At 50.2% G+C, this 26,183-nt stretch carries 23 protein-coding genes, 2 pseudogenes and 1 riboswitch; of the genes and pseudogenes, 13 read left to right on the top strand and 12 right to left on the bottom strand.

All coding sequences use genetic code 11. The features are described from left to right. Window positions 1-129: 129 nt before the first annotated feature. Both NSQ46_RS03545 and NSQ46_RS03540 read left to right on the top strand, forming a co-directional pair. Window positions 130-1,077: a YafY family protein gene (locus tag NSQ46_RS03545; protein ID WP_213617021.1), complete on the top strand. Its 948-nt coding sequence runs from the start codon at window positions 130-132 to the stop codon at window positions 1,075-1,077. 82 nt (window positions 1,078-1,159) lie between these two features. After that, window positions 1,160-1,693, top strand: a complete 534-nt coding sequence (locus NSQ46_RS03540) for a DinB family protein (RefSeq protein ID WP_028405071.1) — start codon at window positions 1,160-1,162, stop codon at window positions 1,691-1,693. 218 nt (window positions 1,694-1,911) lie between these two features. On the opposite strand, the gene NSQ46_RS03535 is transcribed toward NSQ46_RS03540, so the two are convergent. Next, complete coding sequence (locus NSQ46_RS03535; RefSeq protein WP_028405072.1) at window positions 1,912-2,442, bottom strand: DUF2179 domain-containing protein; 531 nt, start codon at window positions 2,440-2,442, stop codon at window positions 1,912-1,914. A gap of 850 nt (window positions 2,443-3,292) precedes the next feature. On the opposite strand from NSQ46_RS03535, the gene NSQ46_RS03530 reads away from it, so the two are divergent. Then, complete coding sequence (locus NSQ46_RS03530; RefSeq protein ID WP_028405073.1) at window positions 3,293-4,117, top strand: exosporium glycoprotein BclB-related protein; 825 nt, start codon at window positions 3,293-3,295, stop codon at window positions 4,115-4,117. A 79-nt stretch (window positions 4,118-4,196) separates the two neighbouring features. Here NSQ46_RS03530 and NSQ46_RS03525 read toward each other — a convergent pair whose 3' ends face one another. Continuing rightward, entirely contained in the window at window positions 4,197-4,940 is a 744-nt protein-coding gene (locus tag NSQ46_RS03525) for an SDR family NAD(P)-dependent oxidoreductase (RefSeq protein WP_210095559.1), read from the bottom strand. A gap of 241 nt (window positions 4,941-5,181) precedes the next feature. Here NSQ46_RS03525 and NSQ46_RS03520 point away from each other — a divergent pair, with 241 nt between their 5' ends. Then, complete coding sequence (locus NSQ46_RS03520) at window positions 5,182-5,541, top strand: hypothetical protein (protein ID WP_210095558.1); 360 nt, start codon at window positions 5,182-5,184, stop codon at window positions 5,539-5,541. Between the two features lie 114 nt (window positions 5,542-5,655). On the opposite strand, the gene NSQ46_RS03515 is transcribed toward NSQ46_RS03520, so the two are convergent. Next, on the bottom strand, window positions 5,656-6,735 hold the full coding sequence (locus tag NSQ46_RS03515; protein ID WP_007133223.1) for an AI-2E family transporter: 1,080 nt from the start codon (window positions 6,733-6,735) through the stop codon (window positions 5,656-5,658). 226 nt (window positions 6,736-6,961) lie between these two features. On the opposite strand from NSQ46_RS03515, the gene cls reads away from it, so the two are divergent. Together cls and NSQ46_RS03505 are read left to right on the top strand one after the other, a co-directional pair. After that, window positions 6,962-8,410, top strand: a complete 1,449-nt coding sequence (cls, locus tag NSQ46_RS03510) for a cardiolipin synthase (protein WP_007133222.1) — start codon at window positions 6,962-6,964, stop codon at window positions 8,408-8,410. 124 nt (window positions 8,411-8,534) lie between these two features. Continuing rightward, window positions 8,535-8,936 carry a VOC family protein gene (locus tag NSQ46_RS03505; RefSeq protein WP_028405075.1) on the top strand — a complete coding sequence of 134 codons (402 nt, stop codon included), beginning with the start codon at window positions 8,535-8,537 and terminating at the stop codon, window positions 8,934-8,936. 354 nt (window positions 8,937-9,290) lie between these two features. Here the strand turns inward: NSQ46_RS03505 and NSQ46_RS03500 are convergent, their stop codons facing one another. The 6 genes and pseudogenes from NSQ46_RS03500 to NSQ46_RS03475 all read right to left on the bottom strand — a co-directional run bounded on the left by NSQ46_RS03500 (window position 9,291) and on the right by NSQ46_RS03475 (window position 16,413). Next, the gene (locus NSQ46_RS03500; RefSeq protein WP_051425118.1) at window positions 9,291-9,755 is read right to left on the bottom strand and encodes a DUF2269 family protein; all 465 of its coding nucleotides are present in this window, start codon (window positions 9,753-9,755) and stop codon (window positions 9,291-9,293) included. 33 nt (window positions 9,756-9,788) lie between these two features. Beyond that, window positions 9,789-10,450, bottom strand: a pseudogene (locus NSQ46_RS03495) (NAD(P)H-dependent oxidoreductase). A 347-nt stretch (window positions 10,451-10,797) separates the two neighbouring features. Then, window positions 10,798-11,208: a VOC family protein gene (locus tag NSQ46_RS03490; RefSeq protein WP_028405077.1), complete on the bottom strand. Its 411-nt coding sequence runs from the start codon at window positions 11,206-11,208 to the stop codon at window positions 10,798-10,800. A gap of 183 nt (window positions 11,209-11,391) precedes the next feature. Next, a complete protein-coding gene (locus NSQ46_RS03485) occupies window positions 11,392-15,138 on the bottom strand; it encodes a glycosyl hydrolase family 18 protein (RefSeq protein ID WP_342576343.1) in 3,747 nt (1,248 codons plus the stop codon). A gap of 608 nt (window positions 15,139-15,746) precedes the next feature. Continuing rightward, a complete protein-coding gene (locus tag NSQ46_RS03480) occupies window positions 15,747-16,115 on the bottom strand; it encodes a nuclear transport factor 2 family protein (protein ID WP_342576342.1) in 369 nt (122 codons plus the stop codon). Then, a complete protein-coding gene (locus NSQ46_RS03475) occupies window positions 16,063-16,413 on the bottom strand; it encodes a hypothetical protein (protein ID WP_342576341.1) in 351 nt (116 codons plus the stop codon). Before NSQ46_RS03475 ends, NSQ46_RS03480 begins: the two co-directional genes overlap by 53 nt. Before the next feature lie 74 nt (window positions 16,414-16,487). Between NSQ46_RS03475 and NSQ46_RS03470 the strand changes: the two genes are divergently transcribed. After that, a complete protein-coding gene (locus tag NSQ46_RS03470; protein WP_342576340.1) occupies window positions 16,488-17,264 on the top strand; it encodes a MerR family transcriptional regulator in 777 nt (258 codons plus the stop codon). A 74-nt stretch (window positions 17,265-17,338) separates the two neighbouring features. Then, window positions 17,339-18,151: a VOC family protein gene (locus tag NSQ46_RS03465; RefSeq protein ID WP_340898926.1), complete on the top strand. Its 813-nt coding sequence runs from the start codon at window positions 17,339-17,341 to the stop codon at window positions 18,149-18,151. A 54-nt stretch (window positions 18,152-18,205) separates the two neighbouring features. Here NSQ46_RS03465 and NSQ46_RS03460 read toward each other — a convergent pair whose 3' ends face one another. Beyond that, the gene (locus tag NSQ46_RS03460) at window positions 18,206-18,820 is read right to left on the bottom strand and encodes a DUF421 domain-containing protein (protein ID WP_340898923.1); all 615 of its coding nucleotides are present in this window, start codon (window positions 18,818-18,820) and stop codon (window positions 18,206-18,208) included. Window positions 18,821-19,014: 194 nt separating this feature from the next. Here NSQ46_RS03460 and NSQ46_RS03455 point away from each other — a divergent pair, with 194 nt between their 5' ends. The 3 genes from NSQ46_RS03455 to NSQ46_RS03445 all read left to right on the top strand — a co-directional run bounded on the left by NSQ46_RS03455 (window position 19,015) and on the right by NSQ46_RS03445 (window position 22,772). Further along, window positions 19,015-20,247, top strand: coding sequence for a sodium:proton antiporter (locus tag NSQ46_RS03455; RefSeq protein WP_342576339.1), 1,233 nt, complete (start codon window positions 19,015-19,017; stop codon window positions 20,245-20,247). Window positions 20,248-20,419: 172 nt separating this feature from the next. Then, a riboswitch (cyclic di-AMP (ydaO/yuaA leader) is annotated at window positions 20,420-20,572 on the top strand. Between the two features lie 132 nt (window positions 20,573-20,704). Next, window positions 20,705-21,391, top strand: a complete 687-nt coding sequence (locus NSQ46_RS03450; RefSeq protein ID WP_340898918.1) for a histidine kinase — start codon at window positions 20,705-20,707, stop codon at window positions 21,389-21,391. Beyond that, complete coding sequence (locus tag NSQ46_RS03445; protein WP_342576338.1) at window positions 21,384-22,772, top strand: TrkH family potassium uptake protein; 1,389 nt, start codon at window positions 21,384-21,386, stop codon at window positions 22,770-22,772. The genes NSQ46_RS03450 and NSQ46_RS03445 overlap by 8 nt, the downstream gene beginning before the upstream one ends. Before the next feature lie 199 nt (window positions 22,773-22,971). Here the strand turns inward: NSQ46_RS03445 and NSQ46_RS03440 are convergent, their stop codons facing one another. Continuing rightward, window positions 22,972-23,355 carry a RidA family protein gene (locus tag NSQ46_RS03440; RefSeq protein WP_342576337.1) on the bottom strand — a complete coding sequence of 128 codons (384 nt, stop codon included), beginning with the start codon at window positions 23,353-23,355 and terminating at the stop codon, window positions 22,972-22,974. Between the two features lie 70 nt (window positions 23,356-23,425). Further along, window positions 23,426-24,322, bottom strand: a pseudogene (locus NSQ46_RS03435) (AraC family transcriptional regulator). A 319-nt stretch (window positions 24,323-24,641) separates the two neighbouring features. On the opposite strand from NSQ46_RS03435, the gene NSQ46_RS03430 reads away from it, so the two are divergent. Both NSQ46_RS03430 and NSQ46_RS03425 read left to right on the top strand, forming a co-directional pair. Then, a complete protein-coding gene (locus tag NSQ46_RS03430) occupies window positions 24,642-25,673 on the top strand; it encodes a WXG100 family type VII secretion target (protein WP_342576336.1) in 1,032 nt (343 codons plus the stop codon). A gap of 20 nt (window positions 25,674-25,693) precedes the next feature. Then, window positions 25,694-26,167, top strand: coding sequence for a DUF5381 family protein (locus NSQ46_RS03425; protein ID WP_342576335.1), 474 nt, complete (start codon window positions 25,694-25,696; stop codon window positions 26,165-26,167). Window positions 26,168-26,183 lie beyond the last annotated feature (16 nt).

The raw sequence follows: 26,183 nt of genomic DNA, 5'->3' as shown, positions 1-26,183 counted from the left end.
ATCTGCTTGCACCTTTATTGTACGTGAAATCCGTGCGGATTGGAATCATCCAACATGTTTACAACCTTGCTATGATATAATACGGAATCATTGGAGAATGAATCCGCATTCTCTTGAAAGGATGGTCTCATGAAGCTGGAACGGCTCATATCGATGATCTACATGCTCCTTAATAACGAAATTTTATCGGCGTCCGCCCTGGCTGAAAAATATAACGTATCCCAGCGGACCATATACCGGGACATTGACGCCATCTGCGCGGCCGGCATTCCGGTCGTATCGTACCAAGGCGTGAATGGCGGCTACGGCATCATGGAGCAGTACAAGATGGATAAAAGCCTGCTCGGTTCCTATGACGTCAGCGCCCTGATCACCATCCTGCACAGCATGTCGACCGTGTTCGAGGATGAGCGTGCGCTGGATACGATCCAACGGCTGCAAACGATCGATCGTTCCGGAAACACAGGGCCCCAGGGGCTTTCGATGGACATCGGCAGCTGGCGCACCCATAACGAATCGCTGAGGCTCCTTCGCGGCGCCATCACCAACCGGCAGACCGTGGCCTTCCAGTACATCAGCGCCAAGAACGAGCGCATCCACCGCAAGGTGGAGCCTCTGCGCCTCATGTATAAATTCGGTGCCTGGTACCTGTATGGATACTGCCGGACGCGGCAGGACTATCGGGAGTTCCGCATTTCCAGAATGTCGGAGCTGACCTCCTCGGCGGAGCCGTTTCAGCGCAACCATGCGGAGGAACACACGCAGGGACCGGGTCGCAAGGCTTCGTCAAGGGACGAAGAACGCCGCGCCTGGGAATCATCGCCCGATGCCCGGGAGGTCGTGCTGCATGTATCGCCTAACGCCCTCGCCAGAGCCATGGATCAATTCTATGACGTGCACCGTGAATTTCTGGAGGACGGTACGCTCCGCCTGACGTTCAAAGTTGAACAGCCGGAATCCTGGTGGTTCTGGTCAACCCTAATGAGCTTCGGGGACGATATCGAGATTATCGAGCCTGCCGAGCTTAGAAGCATGATGAAATCCAAATTGCAAAAAATGCTGCAACGCTACTCGTAAAGTATGACAGTCCGCTGTCATACTTTTTTGTTTACACTGGATTCAAGAACGAAACCCAAGCGTTAAAGGAGAGATGATTGAAATGACATATCCCGTAAAAATGTATCAATACCATGCATGGGCGAACCAAGCGATTTTCAACCGGCTGTTGGAGCTGCCCGGCGAGCTGTACAACCAAAAGATCCACAGCGTCTTCCCGTCCGTAGCCGCCGCATTGATTCATATCTATACCGTCGACTTCAGCTGGCTGAAGGTTTTGACAGGCTCGGATATGAAGGATGCGTTGACGGAAGCCCATCAGATGGGCGGAGAGCTGGAAGACCTCGGCGCCGAGGAGCTGCAGCTGCGGTTCATCGAGCTGTCCGATGGTTATCTGTCTTTTTTCCGCGGCCATTCGGATCTGGAGCAGGTCATCACCTTGGATAATCCGTATGCAGGCATTCGGGACACCCGCCTGTCCGAAATCGTGCTGCATGTAGTGAATCACGGCACGTATCATCGCGGCAATATTGCGGCCATGCTGCGCCAGCTCGGGAGCTCCTCCACCATGACGGATTACGCGTTTTTCTGGTATCAGGATGAGGAAGCGGTTCCCCCGCCGTTTGCTAAACGCTGACTTAGTGGAAAGAGACGACTAGCCTATCCGCAAAAGCCAGATAAATACCTATAGATTCCGCAGGGACACCAAGGGCTCGTTACTCGATATTTGCCGCCCGGCTGCAGCATCCCCCAACCTATCGCCCTTCCCAAAAGAAAAGCCCGCTTTTTGGAATTTCGGATTCCAGAAAGCGAGCTTTTCGCTATGAAGCACGTACCCTCTTCGGACCTCATTAATTACTGTCTCCGTCCCTCGGTCAATCTCACCCAGAAGCCGCCCTTAAAGTTCTTCGGTTCATGGGAAATGATAAAGGCCTGCGGCGAAAGCTTGTTCAGCGTCTCCATCAAGCGCCGCTCATTCTTTCGCTTCACGAGTACCTGCAGCACCAGACGTTTGCCATCCTTGCCGTCCGCCTCCCAGGAGGTGACGCCGTAGCCCTTCTCTCTCAGCTTCATTGCCAAATCCGTCTCCAGGGAGTTGACGATGACTTGAACGACAAGGTAGCCAAGGGCTAAGTATTCCTCGATCCGGCTTCCGATATAAACGCCAAGGCCAAAGCCGAGACAGTACGCTGCCATGTTAAAGGGATTGTCTACATTTTGAAGGACCAGGTTCAGACCAAGCAGATAGACAAAAACCTCCAGCATGGCCAGAAGAGAGGCAATCCCTCTTCTGCCTTTGATCATCAGGATCAGCCGCAGCGAAAAGATCGAGACATACACTACGTTGATGCCGATGATCGAGCCTATGAGAGACAGGTTGATCATAAATGATCACGTGCGGCGATATACTCCGGTCCAGGCTCCGCATGCTGCCTCGAAGGGGAAAGATCCATTTCCTTATCCCGTAAGGTCAATTCTTGGTTGTAGCTCATCACTTATCATCTCCTTAGTCCGTTAGCCCGTAATCGAGGATAATAGTGTGGTACATGCATTCTACGTCATGCACTTCGTAAGCGCCGCCTCCATGATGATGATTGCCGCCGGGAGCGGTAACCCGCTTCCGGGATCATCCGGCAGTTTCTCCATATATGCCATCGTGTCCAGGTCTTCATTAAAGTATCCGTCTTACGGCATATATCCCGAATGGCTCACACCGATAAAGCAAGCCTCAGAAAACCCTCCAACAACCACCCTGAACAGATCAGCCACTTATCATAAATTAACCAATATGGATGGTCCGCTACACTCTGAAATCAAGGACTCATCCAAGAAAAAAGCGAAATCCCCCCGCTTACCGTCATATGCATGCCGGAAACTTTGCATTCTCTGCATCATTCATACGGTTAACCTTCCGCTGAGAAAGGCGGCAAGAAGACTTCGTACCAGCCCCGAAAATTTCTTGTCATGCGCCGGATCACTTCCTAATGCTTGTCTTTATCCCCGTTCATTTCAGCCCGCGTCAGGCCTGTCTCAGACGGAATCGGTGGGCCCCCAACTATAGGGCAACCGTACATTCTAGCAAATAATAGGCGTCCATCTATCAGGAATACGCTATTAACCCATGCCCCCAAGGCAAAAGTTGCGTAGTATAGAACAAATCTAAAGGAGGTGCTTGAATTTGGATCGTTCTCTTAGAAAAAAGAAATTGTGCTCACCTAAAAAAATAGAGAAAAAAGTGCTTCACGCCAAAAAGAAATGCCACGATCATCATGGCAAAGGCAAACACGATCATGGTAAAAAGGATCTGGTGCTTGTGCGCCGCTGTCCAAGAGTTTCGCGCGGGCGGATTGGACCGGTTGGGCCTGTCGGACCGATTGGGCCGATCGGACCTGCGGGACCGCAAGGCATTCCAGGGCCTGCAGGACCACAGGGCATTCCGGGACCGGTAGGGCCTGCTGGACCTGTCGGACCTGCGGGACCTGTGGGACCTGTTGGACCTGCGGGACCTGCTGGACCTGCGGGTGTACCGGGCATACCTGGCGGAGGCGCCATCATTCCGTTTGCCTCCGGTATACCGCTTGCCTTGACAACGCTTGTCGGTGGGTTGGTTGGAACGGTCGGCCTGGTAGGCTTCGGCAATTCCGGACCAGCGGTCACCTTGGCTGGCGGAACCGTCGACCTTACCGGCGCTGGGGGAACCCTGCTTGACTTTGCATTCAACACGCCGAGAGCAGGCACCATTGATGCGATCTCCGCAACCTTCAGCACCACGGTAGCGCTCTCCTTAGTTGGAACAACCGTTACGATCACAGCTCAGCTGTACAGCGCCCCGGCAACAAGCAATATTTTCACACCAATTCCAGGCGCGGTTGTAACGCTGGCTCCTCCGCTTACCGGCGTTCTTGCCCTCGGAACAGTCAGCAACGGTTTTGTGGACGGTCTGGCCATTCCAGTAGCGGCCAATACCCGCTTGCTGATGGTATTCTCAGCTACGGCTTCAGGTATCACGATCGCTACTGCCGTAGCTGGCTACGGAAGCGCTGGTGTCAGCATAATATAATTCGCTCCCGATATAATAGAGCTTCCTTGGAATATGCAAAAAAGCCCCGAGTCCTCTCGGGGCTTTCTTGTGCAGGCATTTAAACCGCTGTATATCCTCCATCAACCAAGAGGGTCGTCCCTGTTATAAACGATGCATCATCACTGGCCAGAAACAAGACTGCCTTCGCTACCTCTTCCGGCTGTCCCAAGCGCCCCATCGGATGAAGGCTGACCAGATGCTGCGTAATGGCTTCCGTCCGTCCCTGGATCAGCGGGGTGTCGATATATCCAGGACATACGGCGTTAATCCGGATGCCTTTCGAGGCATAATCGGCCCCCATGGATTGCGTCAACAGCTTCACCCCGCCCTTGGCTGAAGCATAAGCGGTTACCCCGGATTTGCCGACATGGCTGTGGATCGAGCCGCAATTTACGATCGCGCCGCCGGTGCCTTGGGACAGCATTTGCTTGATCACGTACTTATCGCACAGAAAGACGCCCGTTAAATTAATATCGATCGTCCGCTGCCAATTGTCGAGCTCCAGCACATCGGCCGGTGCATCCTTCGCAATCCCCGCGTTGGCGAATAAAACATCAATGCGTCCATAATGGTTCACCGTCTGCTCGACCATGCGGATCACTTCCGATTCCTTGGTCACATCGGTCTTGACGAACAGCGCCTCATACCCGTCTTGTCTTAATTGATCCGAAAGGGTTTGTCCTCGATCTGAAAAATCCGCAATAACCACCTTTGCCCCTTCTTGTGCGAACAGCCGGACCGTCGCTTCACCAATCCCGCTCGCGCCGCCGGTTACAATGACAACCTTCGACTGAAATCTCATGTTCGTCCCACTCCTTGGCTTGAAAATTTTCGACTCCAAACAGCATGACTATGTCACACATTATGGTATTAACCTAGCGTGAGCATAATCCCCCATATCTATTCTATTTTCATCCGAAAATGGGCCTCCCATGAACAGATGGGACAACCTAATTATTTCCATTAGAATCTAAACATGGACAGACTGTATAATCATTCAGTACTACATCAACATGACATCATAAGGGAGGTCACAATGTCTATTGAATACGTTCGATAAAGGTACACGGTTCATTCAGGTAACCGGTACGCTGGAGCGGGACCGCTTCACATTCCACACCTGCGAATGGAAGCTGCTCGTTGAAACCAGCCGGTATTATGAAATCAAGCCGGACAGCGGATCTGTAAAGAGATTATATAAGGAAAAGCTGCATGTCATCCTGAATGACAGCAGCCATTACAAGCATGCAGCATTGTCCTGCTCCGCTTTTTGCATGAAAGAGCGGGAAGCCGAGATCCGGGTTCAAATATTGCACCATTTGAAGCAGCGAATACAGGAGCTTAAGCAGGATTTGCAGCATAACCTGGATGCGCTGGAACAAGCATCGGGCCAAATCACATAGACAAAAAAAAGCAAAGCCGCAGCCGTACGATGTCCATGACAGCGTAACCTCGCTGGGCTTTTTCCATTACCATCTGCGTCAAGAAGGAGTCGCCCCGATTCGAATATCAGCAGACTAAGCCTTCTCCCATTTTTCCTTAAAGAACAATTGGTACACTCTCTTTACGATAATCTTCACGATCATATAGATCGGAACGACAAGCAGGATCCCGATAATGCCGCCGAGGTCTTGTCCTACCAATATTAAAATGATGATTGTAACCGGATGAATATCCAGCTGCTTGCCGAAAATATACGGGCCGATCAAATTGTCCTGAATCTGCTGGGCGGCCAAAATGACCAGGAGCGACCATATCGCGGTTCCCGGCGACTGGATGAACCCGATAATGACGATCGGAATCGAGGATAGAATGGCCCCGATAAACGGAATAAAGTTGGCAATGACGGCAACCACCGTCAGCAGCAGCGCATACGGAAGCCCGATGATCAGAAAGCCGATGTACATCAGCACGCCAAGGGCCAAATTGACCAGCACCCGGCCGACAATAAACCCTTTCAGGGCGTTATTGATCTCATCCAGCACGGATGCCCCCTCGTCCTTGAAGCGGTTCGGAAGAAAGCCGACCAGCATTTTGCCGAATTTTCCCCCCTCCTTCAGCATGTAATACAGAAGAATCGGGAAGGTAAACAGCACGATCGCGAAATTCGACACAAAGGAGAACAGGTTCATGATGTAGTTGGTGAGGAATGAGAAGCCCCGGTTCAAGTAGTCGGTCAGTTGCGTCAACGGGGTAACGTCTCCGGGAAACAGATCCTGCAAGAAGCCGCTCTGCTCCAGCTCGTGCAGCTGATCGCCCAGTGCGGCGAACAGTGCCGGCGCATTCTGTACGAGCGCAACGACCTGATCCCTCAGAGAAGGCCACACCCACAGGATAAAGCCGGTCAGGATTCCCGCGAACACGACATACAGCAGCAGGATCGCCAGCGATCGGTTCAGCTTCCATCTTTCAAGCAAATCGACCAGCGGCCGCAGCAGGTAAAAGAAGAATCCCGCCAGCATCAACGGCACGAGCGTAATCGAGAAGAACGAGAGGACCGGCTTGAAAATAAAATCGACGAGCGATCCTAAATATATGATGGCCAGGATCAGAATGACGGCAAAGCACAGTTTGAAAAATTTGTTCATTCTTATCAAATAGGGTGCTCCTTATCTCCACAAAGTTTCATTCATCGTATCATGACAGACGGCAGGGATTCAAATGGCGAGCGCGCTGTTTCGCCGCTCCCTTACCTTATGAAACAGGCACTTGACTAAAAATCAAGCGATTAATCCATACTGCGGTTATATACTTCTCCTAACAGCTCACGTATAATATGAAGGATTGCAAGGGCGAGGCTGAAGTTTAGGAGGATTTTTTGCAATGCATGTGACATCCATTATTTTGGGTCTGGTCATCGTTCTGAATATCTTGTTCGCCATCGTGGTCGTTTTCAAGGAGAGACGCGATGCCGCTTCCACGTGGGCGTGGCTGCTGGTGCTGTTCTTCATCCCGATTCTCGGGTTTGCGCTGTACCTTTTATTTGCCCAAAACTTAAAAAGCGTGAGACTGTTCCATTGGGACGATCTTCAGAAGACCGGAATCGAGAAGGTGCTGCTCTCCCAGATGGATTCCATGTATCGGGGAGACTTTTCGTTCGCGAATCGGGCCGCACAGGACAACCGGGATCTGATCCATATGCAGCTCAACGAGAATCAAGCCATTTTTACGGACGATAACAATGTCGAGATTTTTACGGACGGCCGCGACAAATTCCAGCGCCTGTTTCAGGATATCGAGGAAGCGAAGGAATACATACATATTCAGTACTACATTATCCGGCGGGATCAGCTTGGCAAACGCCTGATCGCCCTGCTGACGAAAAAGGCCCGGGAAGGCGTCAAGGTTCGCGTCCTCTATGATCAGCTGGGCTCGCGAAAATTGACGAAAGGGTTCTTTAAGGCTTTTCGGGAAGCGGGCGGAGAGGCCGAGGCCTTCTTCCCTTCCAAGCTCCGCTTCATCAACCTGCGGCTCAATTACCGCAATCACCGAAAGCTGGTCATCATTGACGGCGATATCGGGTATGTCGGCGGTTTTAATGTCGGGGACGAGTATCTGGGGTTGAACTCAAGGTTTGGTTATTGGCGGGATACGCATCTGCGCATACAAGGAGAAGCCGTCTATGCGATGCAGGTCCGCTTCATTCTGGACTGGAATCAGGCATCGCATCACCATGACATCGTCTACGAGCCGAATCTGTTCCCCAAGATCAATTCACCGGGTAACGTCGGTATTCAGATCGTAACCAGCGGTCCGGATTCCGAGTATGAGCACATCAAGAACGGGTATATCAAGATGATCACTTCGGCCAAAAGATCGATCTATATCCAGACCCCTTATTTTATTCCTGATGCAAGCCTGTTTGACGCGCTTCGGATCGCTTCGTTGTCCGGGGTCAAGGTGCATCTGATGATTCCGGACAAGCCGGACCATCCCTTCGTCTATTGGGCGACATGGTCTTATATTGGAGAGATGCTGCAAACCGGGGCGAATGTGTATTTGTACAATAACGGGTTCATTCATGCCAAGACCATCATTATCGATGAGACCATCTCCTCGGTCGGCACGGCCAACATCGATGTCCGAAGCTTCCGGCTGAATTTCGAGGTCAACGCCTTCCTTTATGATGAGCTGCTGTCCCGGCGTTTGACGGAGATTTTCCATCACGATCTGCGCGTATCCAGCCTGCTCACCTTGGAGGAATATGAGAAGCGGTCCAGATGGATCAAATTTAAGGAGTCGATCTCGCGCCTGCTGTCTCCGATTTTATAGACTGCCTAAGGGTTCATATCGGAGGAAGGTTAAGTTAGCAATCCATAAGAAATTCGGGAGTATGGATACCTATATACTTGAATCAAGGAAAGGCTCCAATCTTACTTTCGAAAGGATGTTGATTATGGCGAAGTTGACACCGTACATATTCTCCGAGGATGCTAAAGCGCAGGCTGAGTTTTACACGAGCGCACTGGGAGGCGAAATCCTGTCCGTGAAAACCTTCGGCGAGCTTCCCGGCTCCAACGAAGAAATGAAGGACAAGGTTTTGCATTTAAGCCTTGTTGCCGGAGGGGTTCCCATTTACATGTCCGATTCCATGTATCAATCGCTGGATCGAGGGAATGGAATGCATCTGACCCTGGCGTTTGACAGCGATGCCGAGGCGCATGAAGCATTTGACCGGCTGTCTGAGGGCGGGAAGGTTGTCGATCCGCTGAAGCCCCAATTCTGGGGAGCGCTGTTCGGCGTAATTGAAGATAAATTCGGCGTATTATGGCAAGTGACGACCGAGGCGTCGGCCTAAACGCCGGTCCATTCCATTGAATCGGTAATACCAAAGCGGCCGCCAGTTCCTCAGAGAACTGGCGGCTGTTTCATTTTATCCATAGGGGATACCCGCTGATGCATATGTGCATGCACTCGTTCGTGTGTCCGTATACACATGTGCACTACTTGGTCGTATCCAGCTGATGCATACATACACCTACATTCGTTCATGCCCAGCATGTAACGTGTACTACATTCGTTCGCGCCCCAATTATGCATACGTGCATGTCATCCATTCGTGGTCCGTTATGCATACGTGCATGCATCCATTCGTGGTCCGTCATGCATACGTTCGTGTTCCGCTCGCGTATCATTCATCCCCCCATACATACTAAGGCTTCAACACCATCAGCAAGATCAGAATGACAATCCCCCCTTGAACAATGAGGATATGGGGCAATGCCTGCGACCATAACCGTCGGTAGGTTCGCTCCAGATCGGCTTGCGATACGGTGGATGACTCTACCAGCGTATACAAGGACCGAATTCGCGGCCTGACCGCAAATTTCATGTAAAGGCCGATGACGGGCACCAGCACAAGGGCCGCAACGTACCACAGCATCTGAAATAGAACCGGCTCCATCCATCCCATCAGCAGTCCCGTGACCAGCTGAAGGATCATACCCGTATCCGTCAAACGATCCAGCCTCCGGGCAGTCCCGTGCGCGTATCTCAGCGAACCGGCACCTCCTGCGGAAGCCTGCGGGAAAACAAGAAACCGCTGCAGATAAAATGCCGGGCCGATCATGGCGATGGCCGATATCACGTGAATGATCAAAATCATCGTATAAGCCATAATCACCCTCCCATCTCATTTTCAAAGATGATTTTATGACCTGAATGTTATCCCTGTCCGAAGGTCCTCGTCCCTAATCCAGTGCAAGACCGCCGACTCTGCAGCCTGGAAAGCTTCAGCCAAAATTTCACTCCGATCCAGGACCGCGTGCCCCTGCGCACGGATAATCCTGTAGTCCGTAATACCAAGAAACGCAAACATCGATTTCAAATATTGATGCGAATATTCAACCTCGCTGTACCAGTCGCCATTCGTATATATACCTGGATAACTACGACGCTCCGGCCATCGGTCAGGAGTCCTTCCGACCCGTTCTCCGTATAACGGAATGTTTCCTTCGGGATGATAATATTATCCATATAGTCCTTGAGCTTGGACGGAATATTGAAATTATGGAGCGGCATGGCAATCACATATTTGGACGCCCATTTGAACTGCCGCAGAATCTCGGACATCCGGAGCATCAAATTCTCCTCGACATCCGTTAGCCGCTCCCCGGTCTCAAGCTTAGCCCAACCGTTCAGCATATCGGCCGTAATGGCCGGCACCTCCTCACGATACAGATCAATCTTCTGCAACTCATGATCGGGGTTTAGCTCTCTGTACTTGCTTATAAAGCGGTTAAGAACCTGCAGGCTAAGGGAATGATCGCTCGTAACGAGGGGATGGGCATTGATAACTAATACTCTTTCCATAGGAATCACACTCCTGTCATCATATATCTTCATATCAATCGGCGGTTTGCGAAGCATCTCAATCGTGCTTGATTCACCTCCTGAAACCGGAACTGAAGAAGGAAAAGAGCGATATCTAGAGGAGATTAATCATTGGTGTTTTATATTTGTTGTTTGTACATACAACTATAATCGATTTCCAGTTAAAAGTAAAGCCAGTAATCTGGCCACTTTAAAAGTTTTTTATAATGTATCTGAAAAACGAAAGCAGCAGGTACGCCCGATTATGTCTGGCGTCCCTGCCGCTTCCTATGCATGCTTTGCTGTCCCGTTAGAATACAGCAACCATCAAACCTTATGGATGGTTATTATTGAACGTTGCTTGGATCCATGTACAATACTTCCCACAAATGACCGTCCGGATCCTGGAAGCTCCAGCTGTACATAAAGCCATGATCCACCGGATCATTGGAAGGCGATCCTCCTGCAGCCAGCGCATTGTTGACGATTTCATCAACCTGCTCCTTGCTCTCGGCCGACAACGCCAAGATTACCTCGGTCGTATTGGCCGCGTTGGACAGATCTTTTTTGGTAAAGGTTTTGAAATAGTCCTCCACCAGCAGCATCGCAAAGATGTTGTCGCCGATCATCAAACACGCAGCGTTCTTGTCCGTAAATTGCGGATTGAATTCAAATCCGATCTTCGTAAAGAAGTCCTTCGTTCTGTCCAAATCCTTGACCGGCAAGTTAACAAAGATATTACCACATTTCAGCGCCATATTTGATCACCTCATCCATTTGATAGGTCTATCTTAACATGGGTTCTTTAGCGGGATTTCTCTTTAATTGCTATGTTCGCACTCAGGCGGTTCACCTCTTGGTCATAGCGATGTAGATTAGGGTGCCTCTCGAACCATTCGCTCTGTCTCGAGAAGCACCCTTAATCCTTTTGGGTGAGTCATCTAGTTCAGTAATCCAAGTGTGCGAAGCGTCCTCATTACGGTAACCACCGTCTGTGCCTTGGTCACATTGGATTTCGGATCAAATTTTGTTGTGGATACGCCATGCATGATCTTGTGTTTGACGACCATTGCAACGGCCGACTTCGCATAGGAAGAAACTGCGGAACGATCCTTAAAGCCATCGAGCACGGAGGCACCTGCATCCTTGGTCATGCCGGCATAAGCCAGCACGTTGTCTAGGATAACGGCAAGCTCCTCTCGGGATATCGGACTGCTCGGATCAAAGGTCCCCCCTGTTCTGCCCTTCACCAGTCCCGCTGCCTTAGCCGCAGCAATTTCTCCGGCATAGGCGGATTTTGGATCTACATCTGCAAAATTCGTATAGCTTTCATCCGGCAGAAGACCGAGCGCGCGAACGATGATCGCCACAATTTCAGCCCGGGTGATGGATTTATTGGCACCGAAGTTACCGCTATTATCCCCGGATATGACCCATTTCGCGGCGGCTTGTGCTGCATCCTCCGCTGCCCAGGCCGGGATCGCATCCTTGAACTTCATATCCTGCTGTGCCAGCACGTAGATGCCATTGCCGGTTTTCTTAATTTCCACGGTCACGGTACCGTCAGCGTTCACCTTAAACAGCGTCGGCACCGAACGCAGCTCGTTCAGCCCCGGAATATAAACGACGCCGGTTGCTCGCTTCGTGTTAATCGCTTTGGCATCTACTGTGATAAATTCACTTACGTATAATTTTCCGTAGTGCTTAAGTTCCGTAGCTGTTTGGTCGGCATGAAGCTGCTCCAGCTTGAACAGAAGCGGTGTACTTAGCACCTCTTTCCCTTTCAGAAGCGCTTCGGCTCCCTTGAGGTCTGCCTCGGAAGAGGCTGTAACCGATACCTTCACCGGGCCGGCAACCGTAATAAGCGCAGCCGGAATCCTGTACTCGGTTCCATTAACAAGGATCGACAGGCTGGCGTTTGGTCCTTTTTTCGCAACGGCTGCAATGACCTCTTGCGGTATTTCTGCCTCTGCCTGCTTTGCCTTGTCGCCGGCATCAATTCGGAAGATGACGGAATCCGAAGCGTTAATTGCCTGAACAGCCGCAGCTACCTGAATTGTAATGACGGCTTTATCTCCCGAAAGAACTACCTGCGCGTCCAACTGATCCTTCTCCTTAGGCGGCTGAGGTACAGGAGATGGAGCTGAGCTTGATCCGCCTGATCCGCCGGAGCTGTCCGATCCGCCCGAGCTGCTGCCGGACGTTGTGATACTGAGCTGCTTTGATGCGCTCGAGACACGATGAATCTCATCGCCTGTGCGGTCTACGGCCAGCACATGAATCTTGTAATTGTTCAGCGGCTGAAGACCCTGAATCGTGTAAGCGCCTTTGCCCTCAGTCAACCCGGAAAGCGCGTGGTTCACATACACCTCATAGGTGGAAGCTCCTTCAACCGGATCCCATTCAAGCTGAACGGAATTGGATGTAACGCCAGACACCTTCAGATTGCTAGGTGCTCCGAGTGCAGCATCATTCGACTTGCCGTTAATCGGCAGGTCTTTAACAAGCTGATTCGTCAGCGTATAGTTCCGGTCCCCGCTAATATCCCAGCTCATGACCCCGGCGATATCAAGCGTTTTGACGAGGGATGCGGTGTACATCATTGTAGTTTTGTCATTGTACGTGATGAATACTTTGTTCTGATCATTATAGAGATAAGGCACTTTCGCATACTCGTTCCAGTATCGCTTATAACCGTTCTTGCCGATATAATCGTTCTCAAGATGGCTGAAGTCGAACAGGGCACTCTCCCATGTTCCGACGCTTGAGCCCCCCTTGCAAGCCTGGTACTGCCCATTCGGTCCGCATCCGTCCCAGCCCTTGCCATAGTAAGGAACGCCGGCAATCAATTTATGCGGAGGCACGCCGCCGTTCAAATGCCCCATCAGCCCGCCGAGCACATGATTTCTTGCCGCCGACCGGGTTGGCAGGGCCTTATCATAGAAGAGCGGTGCATTATGGCGTCCTAATGTATCGGTCTTTCCGCTATAGTCGTATGTCATGATATTAATAAAATCGAGATACTGCACGGAATTCTCAAAATCGGCGTTCACCGTGAAATTGTCGCCTTGCCCCGACGCGATCGTCAGCAGATAGTACTTTCCGTCTTCACTGCCTGCTGCATCCAACGCCTCACGGACTGCTTTCATGAGCAGCGTGAAGTTTTCCTTATCCTCAGGTCCCCGGGAATTGGTCTCCAAACCGCCTTCCACCGGATATTCCCAGTCGACGTCCAGGCCGTCAATGCCGTATTCCCGCAGGAAATGGACCGCCGAGTTCGCGAATGCCCTGCGCGTCTCCTCCGTCCGTGCGATGTTCGAGAAATTGCCGGACCACGTCCAGCCTCCGACCGACACCAACAGCTTCAAATGCGGATTCGCTGCTTTAATCGATTCAAATGCCTTGAAGTTCTGAAAATCAAAGGTCGGATCTCCGATGATGATTTCTCCGTCATACACGTACCGGTTCTGGGCGGGAATGTTAGGATCTTCGCAGGCTCGCGCCCCGCTTCCGAACTTCTTCCAGCAGATGTCGGCAAAAGCATAGTTGATGTGCGTCAGCTTGGACACGTCCAAATCGTCAGGCTGCAGGTTGCGGGCATTGGAATCGGTACTCGCGGACCACGACGTGTAATACGTAATATTGTTATAATTGCTGCCAGGAACGACAGTCACCGCATCGCTCTCAGGAGAGGTCCACAGGCTATTTGCTCCCGTCACCTTGAAGGAATAGGTCTTTCCTTCTTCGAGCCCAGCAACCGTATACCGGTTCTGCTCGCTGGTGCCGATCTTTACGCCATCCTGGTAAATATGATAGGTTGTGGCGCCAGGAACCGGAGCCCAGCCTAGCGATACCGTCGACCGCGTCGCCGTTACAACTTGCAGCCCCTCAGGCTGAGCCAGCTCGCCCCATGTGATCGTAACCGTATTGCTGTTCGCGGACGTCTCGAGCGCGCCGTTCACCGTTCGCTGCGCCCCAACCATAAATTTATATGTCTGCCCTGCTTCAAGAGGGGAGTAGGTCGATGAGGTTGCGGTGTTCTCCCAGGTTCCACCTGCCCATGCCCCATTGACGTAAATGTCATAGGCGGCGGCACCCGGACTGGAGCCCCAGTCCAGCGTCACGGAATCCTCTGTTACGTCCGTAATTTTAAGACCGCTTGGCGGCGTTAACGGAGCTTCTTTATACTCGGTGACATCCTTCGTTGTCGTGAACTCCAGCACATTGCTCTTATGCTCCTGTTTCGTATCTTCATTCCATGTAATATAGATGCGGTAGGTGGTTTCCGGGGATAAGCCTGTCACGGCCCGGGTCCAATAGTTCCCCCAAGTCAGCCATTTGCCTGTATCGGCATCCCACACCTGAATATTGTTATCGTCCTCTTTAGGTCTGAAATCCCACTCAAAAATCGCCATATTATGGGAGACGCTGACCAATCTTAGATTTTGCGGGGCTTTCGGATCCTGGTTAGCTGCTATATCGTTCATGGAGGTCGGACTCTTGCCGTACGTGGAATTTGTTACCGTGATGGGCTCCGCTGACAAATCCGCAGCAGGAACCGTTGCCGGAGGGGGAAGATCGCCCTCTGCAGCATATACTGACACAGCAGGGGCAAGCGGAGTAAGAACTAGGAGCAGGACAAGCACCCCAGTGAGCCATTTCGAAAACCTTTTGATCATGAATGGCATGACCGTTTCACCTCAATTTCTCAAATTTCGATTTGCAAAAGGATACAGCATTTTTCATAAATGTCTGTTCTGTCCGTGATGTCATCGCATAACCGGCTTGCAGACGTCATAGCCCAAGCCGTTAATCATACATGAAACGTCTCTGCTTGGCGTTCATCTTGATGACTGGTCCAGCTTCGCATGGTGATCGAAATCCTGCGATAAATGAAAGCGGTTACCGTTTTTATCTCAAAAATATGTACGGCAGACTCATCTCCCTTCTCCATGTCCAAACCTTCAACCTTTTGGCCCCGAGCCCTGCTACAGCCTCCTTCCCCGGCTTTCAGCGGTTTATTGAATTTTAAATCTATTTGTATCATGGAACCTTCCCTAGAAATTGAGAAGGGATACATTTCCATAGATTAGGGATAAAATCTTGTAATTTTATATTCTGTTAATAAATTCAAATCTCAGGAGCGTCCAGCCTCAAGGAAGCAAGGCTCCTAATCAAACGCTTTATGTACAGACCGTTCTATTTTCGGTATTAATGTCCTGGTAACAGAAAAAAGCTGTCCTAAGCAGACAAGCTACTTATAGGACAGCTCCCTTCACCTATATAGACGATTCCTCTACTTCAGCGGGCTAAGATGCTCATGCTTCAGCTTCCAAACTCCTTCCCCGGTCCGCACGAAAACATTGGTCGCTCTTCCCCTGCCGGTAGTAAACTTGCCTTGAGCATATCCCTCGTAGCGGTAGGTATAGATGCAGACCGCCGTCCCGGAATTCTCGGCAATCCACTTCACGTCGTCAGCGTAATAAACCTCGTCCCGAACGACGTCCCAGGCATGTTCGAAGTAAGCGCGGATCTCGTCCTTCGTAACGCAGCTGCGGTCCGAGAACCAGTAAACCGCATTCTCATCCAGCAGTTTAACCACTTGATCGAAATCATGGGTGTTCGTTGCCGATATGTATGCTTCCAGCGCTTGTTGGTATCCCATAAGTGTCTTCCCCCTCCTCCTCTCTCCTCGCCAAATCTCTTCCAAAACCTTTTGCTTTCGCCTTCGGCCCAATTCGTTCCATTCGATGATAACGGCGGATGTTCTTCTTCTCCTGCCCATCTCCAATAAATATAAAGCTAGCTCTCATCATGGAACAACCTATTTTCTCTGAAAAATTCTTACGCCTCCTAATGAAATCCCAGGTCTGCATCTCTACGGATTGTGCTAAGATATGAAGCAATACGAGCTCATTATCAAGAGAAAGAATGTCAACATGATCGTCATGAGACTTGTTCACAGCTTGCCGTCCCCCATACTCCGGCACAGACCTAACGGGACGAAGTGAATCCCTCCGAATACAGGTGATTGCGTATGATGAGTATTGCCGATTTCGCGGAGCGCACAGGCATCGTCCCCAGTGCTCTTCGCTTTTATGAATCCAAAGGAATATTAGTGCCTGCAGAGCGCCAGGCCAACGGCTACCGGACTTATGGCGACCATCAAATCCACGAAGCGAAGCTGGTAAACAGCCTCCGTCAAGCGGGAATCAGCCTTAACGACATCCGAGGTTTCCTTGAATCGGATGAGGAGACACGCTCCCGGCTGCTGGAGCGCTGGCGACGGGAGGCGGAAGCCCGAATTCTCTCCGTACAGATTGCAAGCCAATATCTGAACGGAATGGAACCGGGGCCAGGCAGTCTTCATCTTGTTAGATGGGACGAACCCCTGACCCTGCTATGGCAGCCTTATGAAGTCCATAAGCCTGTTCATTCCTATTCGCTGGCTTGCGAGCATGCCCTTCCGCAACTGCGTCAAGCAGGCATCCGCCCCCAAGGAACCGGCCTGATCCGGGTCCTGGATTCCCGGGAGTCCAGCGTTCTGATCGAAGTCGGCTACCAACTGGGCCGGGATCCTAATGCAAAATGCCGTTCACAATCGCTTCCACCCGAAGCATACTTGGAAACCTTGCCTCCTACCTTGTTCGTCTCCGTCGACAGCTCTTGGGAAGATATCTTTATCTGCATGCGGACGATCCGATTTTTGGAGAAGTTCGGCTTTAAGCCTTCCGGCAAACGGATCGAGCGGCATTTTGAGGACTCGGACTCCTTCGAAATATTAATTCCCGTCATGCAGTCAACCATGGGTTGACCTTCAAGTAACTTGAAGGTTTATACTGGGTTTGTTCGTTCCCAAAACTTTCTTGCTAAGGAGGAGTTTCGTAAATGCCTGCGCTAAAGCTCGATGATTTTGATGGAGGATTTATTATTGCCCCTTGGGACCGGTTCAAGGAGCTCATCACATGGTACAGCACGCACTTGGATTTGAAAGTGACATACGAGGAAGATTTTCCGGTCGAAAAAATGGCCACCCTGACATTCCCTGCACTCGGCTGTATTCATATCAAGTCCGTAGAGCATGGGCATCCCCATTTTGCGGTGGATTGGGGCCGGAACGGAAATGTCCGTTTTTGCTTTACGGCAACCGACCTGGATGCGGTACATACATACTTTCGCAATCAGAACATCCAAGTGACTGAAATTACGGAAGGAGCCTTCGACCGCACCTTTGACTTCTACGACCCGGTCGGCAACCGATTAACAGCGATCGAGCCCGAACCCGGGACCGAGGAATGGGTTGCCAAGGCCCCTACGGCACGCTTTCCATTTCAGGCTATCCCCCGCTTTGGCGTCGATAATCTGGAGGATGCGATCCAGTGGTATGAGACGAATCTGGGCGGCAAGGTCGAACGGATTAGCGAGGACGGCACTTCCGCGATCGTGATCATGACGAACGAAGGCGCGCCGGTCTACCTTGAGACTGCCCGTCCCGATCACACCAAGGACAGGCTGACGGTCGCTGCACGGCCGTACTGGGTGATCCGAAAAAAGGCCGATTTCTTCGAAACCCATAATCGCTTGAAAGAACAGGGCTGGCATGTTACGGATTTCGCCGGGAATCCCAAGACGCTGGTACTGTTCCACACCTACGATCTGTACGGTAACCAAATTAACATATGGTGTTATGAGGACTGTTAATTGCAAGCAATTTGATAAGCCAAAAGGCACTCCCTGAAGCAGGGAATGCCTTTTTTACTGAAGCCGCTTATTATTTACGTGCTCGTTTCCTGCCTTGATTTCACTAAACAAATTAACCTCCGGATCAGGAGTCTTTGGCTCAACAGCCGGATGTCCTGTACCTGCTCCGGTAAAGTATTGAGATAGCAAATCCTCCAACTGTGATAAGGTTACCGGCTTTGCGGAATCCTGCAGTTCATAACCAAGCAGTCCGTTGGGCTCGATCGTAGCCGTTTTCACATCACTTCGTTTGGATATCCCCTGCTGCCGCAATTTCATCTCAAGCGCATCCACGGTTAACCTTAGCTTTTTCATATTCTGCAATTGAAGCTGCCCATTCTCTATAACGATAACGGCTGGTCCCTTTATCCACCTCTCAAAACGGCTCCAACGCACTTGCATAAATTCGACCAGGATGAGAACCAGAATAAAGACCAGAGCCGCTGCAAAGGTCAGAACTAAGTTTTCTTCGGCGATCGGTTGAACGATGATCGTTCCGATGGAAATCATCGTAATGGTTGTGGGTACGGTCATTTGGGAGATTGATTTTCGACCGGATATGCGGAGCACCAGCATTCCAAAAATAATTAAAATAAGGGATTTCCAGATCTCATTCCATAGCTCATTCATAGACTTGTCTCCTCAATCGTTCAATGATTCCCTTATGTTTTGGTCAACGAGTAACCATCTTATGCATGCCCTTACTCATTTTGATGGATAATATTTAACTAGTCCCTCTCTTCCCCATTATTTTGGTTTGCGAATCGCGTAATTTCGGATACAATCAATGACTGAAAAAATTATCCTGAGGCGAGGGGTGCTCTATGCATCATTTCAATGAGATCTTCGTTCAATTGTTAATTTTGCTTGCGATATCGATGGGGGTTATCGCATTGGCCAAAAAAGTAAACCAGCCTTATTCGATTGCGCTCGTTGTGGTAGGTTTGCTGCTCGGATTGCTGCATATTCCCGTTTTGGACGAAGCCGAAACTTTTATTACGCAATCCAATGTATTCCAGGCGATCATCATCTCCTTGTTTCTGCCTATCCTGCTTGGCGACGCCACATTAAAGCTTCCTTTCTCCCACTTACGGCAGCAGAGCAAGCCGGTGGTTGCTCTGGCGATCGGCGGAACCTTTCTATCTTTCCTTATTATCGCACTGGCGATGTATGGAATCATGGGACTGCCTTTACCTGTAGCTTTTACCTTTGCAGCGCTTATGAGCGCAACGGACCCGATTAGCGTAATCTCCATCTTCAAATCCCTTGGTGTTTCCAAGAAAATGGTGACCATCATCGAAGGGGAGTCGCTTTTCAATGACGGCATCGCCGTCGTGTTATTCCAAATTTCATCCGTATACTTGCTCTCCTATATAGAGATGGGCTGGGCAGGCATAGGCAGCGGGATCTGGCTCTTTCTTCAGTTTAGCTTGGGAGGGATTGCGATTGGAGCCATCCTCGGCTTTCTGTTCTCACAGCTCATTCGTTTTTATGACGATTATCCGCTGGAGATTGCCTTTTCGATGTTGTTGTTTTTCGGAAGCTACTTTATTGCCGAGCACTTTCATGTCTCGGGAGTTATCGCCGTCGTCGTAAGCGGCTTGATCTTCGGCAGCTACGGCAGCCGGATCGGGATGTCCGAAACCACGAAGATGAATATCAATTCGTTCTGGGATGTCATTACCCTGGTTGCCAATTCATTGATATTCCTTATGATCGGCCTAGAAATCAAGCATATCGATTTCACGGATAAATGGGCGCTGATTATCGCCTCCATCATTATCGTGCTGATTGGAAGAACGGTCGCTGTTTATACCAGCTTGAGCTTCCTGCGGAAATTTCCGTCATCCTGGAAAGCTCTGCTGAATTGGGGCGGCTTAAAAGGGAGCTTATCGATTGCACTTGCGCTAAGCCTGCCCGCCTCCTTCGAAGGGCGCGACGATATCCTCGTCCTTACATTCAGCGTCGTCCTGTTCTCGCTTCTTGCACAGGGGCTGACGATAAAACCGTTGGTTACCAAGCTTACGCTGTCGAATCCCGTCAAGGAGACCGAATAACTAACTAGAGCAAGATCGAATATTTATTGAAAGTCCGAAACCTCGCGAGGGAACTCGCGTAGAATACCTAAGTATAGATTAAGCTGCATCGTTTCAATAACGTCACATGACACTTCGGGATCAAGGTTTACATTTAGATCTACCTAGCTTAGTATATACTACGATAATCTTATATTATTGATCGCTTAATCCCCACCACTTGGGGAGCGGGGGAACCAGCGAAGCCGCTAACGGCTTCAGGGGTGAATTCTTTCCAAGCCGGAAAGAACGGGGACTCTCAGACCCGAATCCGACAGCTAACCTCGTCAGCGTCTCGAGAGATAACGCCCGTGCAACTTTGACTTGTTTATTCGGAACACAGTCCAAAGCCTGGAAGCAGATTGTCTCTGCTACCGGGCTTTTTTTCCTTGGGTTCAGAAGACTCAAGCCGCTTGATCAGAAAGGAGCAGATGCATTCATGATACATCATGAAAAAATTATGGTGTGTGTTTATTATGGGCCGAACGGCGAACGGCTGATTCGGAGAGGAGGCGAGCTCGCCAAACTACTGCAATGTCCCCTCTATGTGATGAGCGTCATTCCCTCGGCTGTGGATGAACTCGATCTCGAGCAGGAAAAATTCATGGCCCTTTGGCAAACCATCTGCGATGAATATGGAGCTTCGTTCATCACCAAGCCTAATGATAATCGTCATAAAGCTTCGGACATCATCGCCGAGACCGCCAAGCATTATCAGATAACGCAGCTGGTCATCGGACAATCCGGCCAAACACGGTGGCAGGAAATCACACAGGGTTCATTCGTCAATGAGCTGCTTAATCGAATCGGCGAGACGGATCTGCACATCGTGGCTGTGCAGCGAATGGATCAACACATCGTGGAGACTCACGAGCGTGGAATTCCGGTTACGGTTGTCAGCAAAGATGGACTATATCTGATCCGTAAAGGTGAAGACGAAGGGGACGTTGTCGCGGAGGGGCTGTTCTTCAAGGAACTGAATACGGATTTCGAAACCGGTTTGTTGCGTATAAAAACCGATCGGGAATTCAAGTATTTAAAGGTAAGTCAGGGGAAAGTCGCAGACACTTCGTTTTTCCTAAGTCAAGCATCAACACCCCTTGACCATGAGAAGGATTATGGATAGTAACGCAACAACCCAACGATCCGCTCCCAGCAAAATCGAAATGTTCATCAACAAACAAAAAAGCAATATGAGCCCCCCTCAGCTCATCCTGATCGTATTTACCATCTTAATCTTGATCGGTACCTTGCTGCTCGCGCTTCCACTGTCCTCCGCCAGCGGTACATCCGTAGGACTGCTGGATGCATTATTTACTGCCACTTCCGCAATCTGCGTGAATGGCCTAGTTGTCGTGGATACCGGGAGCGTCTACTCAACCTTTGGCCAAGTCATCATTATGATATTGATTCAAACCGGCGGGTTGGGCTTTATGACCTTTGGTGTCATGGTTGCCATCGTGTTAGGGAAAAGAATCGGGTTAAAGCAGCGTCTCATGATTCAACAAACGACCCACTCCACATCGGCACAGGGACTGGTCAAACTATCCCTGTATATGGTGCTGATCTCATTTGCCTTTGAAACGCTCGGAACGATTCTCCTCGCCATTCGATGGCATGAGATCGGCTGGGGACAAGCACTCTATTATGGACTTTTTCATTCCGTCTCTGCCTTCAACAACGCCGGTTTTGCCCTTTGGTCGGACAGTCTCTCTTCCTTTGTCGGCGATCCTGTCGTCAACATAACGATTGTCTTGCTCTTTGTTATTGGCGGACTCGGGTATATTGTCGTTGTCGATCTGTTCCGCAAGCGCTCTTGGAGGAAGCTGTCCCTTCACTCCAAGATTGTCATTCTTGGAACGGGCATCCTATGCGTGTTCGGCTTTGCAGCGATTCTCGTACTGGAAAGCTGGAATCCGGCTACCTTCGGGCATTTGAACGGAGGCGAGCGGGTGCTCGCAGCATTCTTCCAGGGCATGACCCCAAGAAGCTCCGGGTTTAACACGATTGACATCAGCAGCATGCTGGCGGCTTCCCAGTTCATTATCATCATTCTGATGTTTATCGGAGCAGCCTCAGGCGGAACAGGGGGAGGCATCAAGATCAATACGCTTGTGGTACTCATACTGGCAACCATCCAAACCTTCCGTGGCGGCGGCCAAGTCCATGCCTTCCAGCGCAAAATTGCGATTGAAACGGTCTTGCGCGCACTAGCTGTCGTTATGAGTTCATTGGTAGCCGTACTTGTCGTTGCCCTCCTGCTCACGGTATCCGAGGGAATGCTGGAGGAGCATTTTCTAGAGGTTCTCTTTGAAGCGACTTCGGCCTTCAGCACAACCGGGTTGTCTATGGGACTCACGAGTGAGCTGTCTCCTGCCGGCAAATTCATTGTGATTGTCACGATGTTTGCCGGGCGGCTGGGTCCATTAACGCTCGCTTATGCGCTGGCTCAGAAAAAACGCTCCTCCAAAATCGGGTATGCGGAAGATCATGTGCTGATCGGTTAGATAACCTACAAGAATTAATAATAACCTTCCGCCTCTCTGTATCAAGGGTTAAACACACTAAAAATAGGATGCCGGAAATCGGCATCCTCCTTATTGCACTAGTATTAATCCGTTTCTTTTAATGAAGAAGGGACGGCTTCCTCGGCAGTCTGATCCGCTGAATAGCTCATCTTCCTTCCCCTTTCCCTTGACGAGAGCATCACTTCGCCGCGACGGCTTCGATCTCAACGAGCAAATCCGGCGAAGCGAGAGCTTTGACAATAACTAACGTTGTCGCCGGGGGAGGGGTAGGCAAGGAACCTGCCCCCGCCTCCATGAAGGCACCAAGCAGATTTTCATCCGTTAAATAGATCGTGGATTTTACGATATCGTTTGCATCCATATCTGCGTCGGCAAGAACTTTATATAAATTGTTGATCGCCAACTCCGTTTGTTGCCGAATATCATTGCCGGGAACTCCATCCGGACCTACACCCACTTGACCGGAGATGAACAGCATGCGCTGGAAAGACGTGACCTCAACTCCATGATGATAAATGTTTGAAGAGGCCATTCCTGGAGGATTAAATTTTCTCAACATCATCCCATCTCCCTTTTGTTCCATATTTTTGCATAGCATATTAAGGACTCGTGCTCAAAATCGGAAGAGTGCTCTAGACTTTTCTTACGGGGAACCACAGTTCAACGGAATGTAGCCCTGCTATTTCGCCGTAGATTTCCAATTCCATTCCATCCACCTGCTCATAGCCTGACGTTGGGAGCCATTCCGTATAAAATCGCCGGTACATCGTCTCGATGGTTCCACCGAACGCATCCCAAGCAATGGGTTCCGAGGGGAAGATCGCCCATGTTTGTGCAGGAATCGTTATGGTAGAATATCCATTCGTGTTACTGGTTTCGCTTTTAAAGGCACACAGCATATACGGAAAGGTATCATTTCCTGTATGTTTGTAGCTGCAAATCCCATGTACTTTGTATGAATCCGGACTCAAAAAACGGGGCAAGTTGCCGGCATTAGCAGCAAGTCGCTCTACTTCACCAGTGGCGTGGCATTGTTACCAGAATTGTGCCGGCGTGTTCGGTGCATCACCGCCTCCTTCGCTACGAAAAACTCGTTCCATGCCAAATACCTCGAATGATTCCTTCGTTTCTATGCGATAATTCATCGCGTCTACTCCTTTGATCGTAATCAGAAAGGAGAGGCGTGGATAGGCCTTAAGAGCAATTCCGGCTTGGCGAGCCATTGCCGGCGTAACCCCATGAAGCGATTGAAAAGCTCGCGCGAAAGAAACCGGGGATTCGTAGCCGTATTTCATGGCAATATCAATGACTCTCGCCGAATCGCTATTTTGCAATTCGAGTGCGGCAAGGGTAAGCTTTCGGCGCCGAATATACTCCGCCAGTGTTACATTGGTGATGAAGGAGAACATCCTTTGAAACTGATGAGATGAACAACAAGCTCTAAGCGCAACTTCACTCAGTTCAATCTCCCCCGCCAAGTTCAATTCGATATAGTCCATCGCCCGGTTCATCCGCTCAAGCCAATCCATCTAATCCCCTCTTCTCGATCAAAGTATAAAATATAGCAATTATCGCATCGCAACTATTTGTGCACAAATAAGTTGCGTCTTGTTTGCGAACTGCGGGCTTGGTGTCAGTCATCGATGACCTGGTAGACAGTGGCCCTTAACTCATGTAAACGTATCACAAAATCCAGATGGAAAAAATAAGAATCCACCTTGATGAAAAGGGAAATGGTTCCAAGGACCTAGCGATTTTTTTACTATTCTGTTACTTGTTCCTTTTGTGTAGACGGATGACCTTTACTACAATAATTACATTAATCTGTACATTGTTGAGGTGAGTGCCGTGAGCAAAATATTAGTTCCTCCGGAAAGACTTATGGAGATATCCCGACAATTTGCACAGGCTCGGGAAATCGGGGTGCAAATTTGCAGCCACCTTACCCAGCAGATCCAAATCCTTGAAAGCGGTTGGGAAGGTACGACAAGGCAGCAATTCTATCAAAACTTCCAGCTGGCCCGCCAACAAATGGATAGCTTCACGGCAGCGGTGGGCTCGGTCAGCACGGAATTACATACGATTGTCAACCGCTTTACAGAGGCCGATTCCACTCAAGCTTCGTTACAGGCAAGGACGGCCGCCGATCCGATTGATCAAACCCAGGACGTATTAAACAACACGCTGCAAGTGAGAGATAATTTGGAGAAGTGGGGAACTCTCCTTTACAGCTCTGTCGGCGCTTCCTTAGTCTTAACTAATACGGTACGGTTCAGGGTAGATCCCCGAAATCCGTCCCGAGCTAAAATTCATAATGCGCCATGGGTTAAAGGCAAAGGCAACAATACGTTCTTGAAGAACCTGGCAAGAGGCATCAATCGCCAGATCGTGAACCCGGGCTTCATTATGAAGGGCATCAAAGGCTTCGATAGAGTCGCAAGCAAATTCGGTCTCAATTTTGGGTTAGGCTTTAGTCAAGCTAAGAACTTTCCTCAATGGACCAGACAGGTTATAGCCGGTGTAGAAAAAGGCAGGTACGGGATCGAGACCAAGAAAATCCCTGGGATGATCGCCAAAAAGATATTCCCGATTAACGCAACCTTTAATGTGATCGGCGAGGCTTCCGGTCTTGTCAGCAAGTATCGTGAAGGCAAACTCAACGGGGAAGAAGTAGCTGTAGCCGCATCCAACGTTGTTGTAAAAACAGCCGCGACCTATGGCGGCGCTGTAGCAGGCGGAGCCGTCGGTGCAATGATTGGTGGTCCGGTCGGTGCGGCTATCGGTTCCTATGTAGGCGGTACGGTTGGAGCCTTTGTCGGTGATGGCGCGGCTAAAGTGGTCGAAAAGGGAGTTCGCTGGATTAGCGGATTGTTCAAATAATTTCAGGAAGGCGCTAAATCATGAACGCAATAACTTATCGGAAATCCGTAGCATGGGGGAAATCCCTTGGCAGTTTACTGTTTGTGCTGGCCTGCCTGTTTCTGCTGTACGCGGCTTTTTTTATGGATACTTCCTTTATTCGCAAGTTTTTTTGTATCACATCAGCCATAATCGGGATTCCGTTCTTTGGAGGATATTTGGTTGTCAGCTTACCCAAGGCGCTGAAATCAGACACGAAGCTGCTCACCTACGATCAACATTCCATTTCGGACGGTACGCAGACCGTAGCCTGGGCGGAGATTACAAGCATCAGCTACAGCGGCCCTTCCATTCGAAGGTGGCTGCTTCCGAAATTGCCCGTGCTGATTTTTCATTTGAAGAACAGGGAGACCTGGACTGTGAATACGTATTATTTGTTGACCGATTCCGAAATTCAGTCTGTCATGAAGCGCCTGCGGGGGCTGATCAGCCGTAACGGAAAGGAAACGAAATAGATCTGTACTGGAGGAT

It is taken from the genome of Paenibacillus sp. FSL M8-0142 (genome assembly GCF_038597315.1).
GTDB classification, from domain to species: domain Bacteria; phylum Bacillota; class Bacilli; order Paenibacillales; family Paenibacillaceae; genus Paenibacillus_AQ; species Paenibacillus_AQ lactis.
This window is presented reverse-complemented; position numbering and strand designations above follow the sequence as displayed.

Excerpts from the sequence above, each read along its gene's own strand:
- NSQ46_RS03465 (WP_340898926.1), top strand. The coding sequence starts at position 17,339 with ATGCCTGCGCTAAAGCTCGATGATTTTGATGGAGGATTTATTATTGCC.
- NSQ46_RS03490 (WP_028405077.1), bottom strand. The coding sequence starts at position 11,208 with ATGGCGCTGAAATGTGGTAATATCTTTGTTAACTTGCCGGTCAAGGAT.
- NSQ46_RS03470 (WP_342576340.1), top strand. The coding sequence starts at position 16,488 with ATGATGAGTATTGCCGATTTCGCGGAGCGCACAGGCATCGTCCCCAGT.
- NSQ46_RS03540 (WP_028405071.1), top strand. The coding sequence starts at position 1,160 with ATGACATATCCCGTAAAAATGTATCAATACCATGCATGGGCGAACCAA.
- NSQ46_RS03460 (WP_340898923.1), bottom strand. The coding sequence starts at position 18,820 with ATGAATGAGCTATGGAATGAGATCTGGAAATCCCTTATTTTAATTATT.
- NSQ46_RS03545 (WP_213617021.1), top strand. The coding sequence starts at position 130 with ATGAAGCTGGAACGGCTCATATCGATGATCTACATGCTCCTTAATAAC.
- NSQ46_RS03485 (WP_342576343.1), bottom strand. The coding sequence starts at position 15,138 with ATGCCATTCATGATCAAAAGGTTTTCGAAATGGCTCACTGGGGTGCTT.
- NSQ46_RS03455 (WP_342576339.1), top strand. The coding sequence starts at position 19,015 with ATGCATCATTTCAATGAGATCTTCGTTCAATTGTTAATTTTGCTTGCG.
- NSQ46_RS03505 (WP_028405075.1), top strand. The coding sequence starts at position 8,535 with ATGGCGAAGTTGACACCGTACATATTCTCCGAGGATGCTAAAGCGCAG.
- NSQ46_RS03525 (WP_210095559.1), bottom strand. The coding sequence starts at position 4,940 with ATGAGATTTCAGTCGAAGGTTGTCATTGTAACCGGCGGCGCGAGCGGG.
- NSQ46_RS03500 (WP_051425118.1), bottom strand. The coding sequence starts at position 9,755 with ATGGCTTATACGATGATTTTGATCATTCACGTGATATCGGCCATCGCC.
- NSQ46_RS03425 (WP_342576335.1), top strand. The coding sequence starts at position 25,694 with ATGAACGCAATAACTTATCGGAAATCCGTAGCATGGGGGAAATCCCTT.
- NSQ46_RS03535 (WP_028405072.1), bottom strand. The coding sequence starts at position 2,442 with ATGATCAACCTGTCTCTCATAGGCTCGATCATCGGCATCAACGTAGTG.
- NSQ46_RS03440 (WP_342576337.1), bottom strand. The coding sequence starts at position 23,355 with ATGATGTTGAGAAAATTTAATCCTCCAGGAATGGCCTCTTCAAACATT.
- NSQ46_RS03450 (WP_340898918.1), top strand. The coding sequence starts at position 20,705 with ATGATACATCATGAAAAAATTATGGTGTGTGTTTATTATGGGCCGAAC.
- NSQ46_RS03445 (WP_342576338.1), top strand. The coding sequence starts at position 21,384 with ATGGATAGTAACGCAACAACCCAACGATCCGCTCCCAGCAAAATCGAA.
- cls (WP_007133222.1), top strand. The coding sequence starts at position 6,962 with ATGCATGTGACATCCATTATTTTGGGTCTGGTCATCGTTCTGAATATC.
- NSQ46_RS03480 (WP_342576342.1), bottom strand. The coding sequence starts at position 16,115 with ATGGGATACCAACAAGCGCTGGAAGCATACATATCGGCAACGAACACC.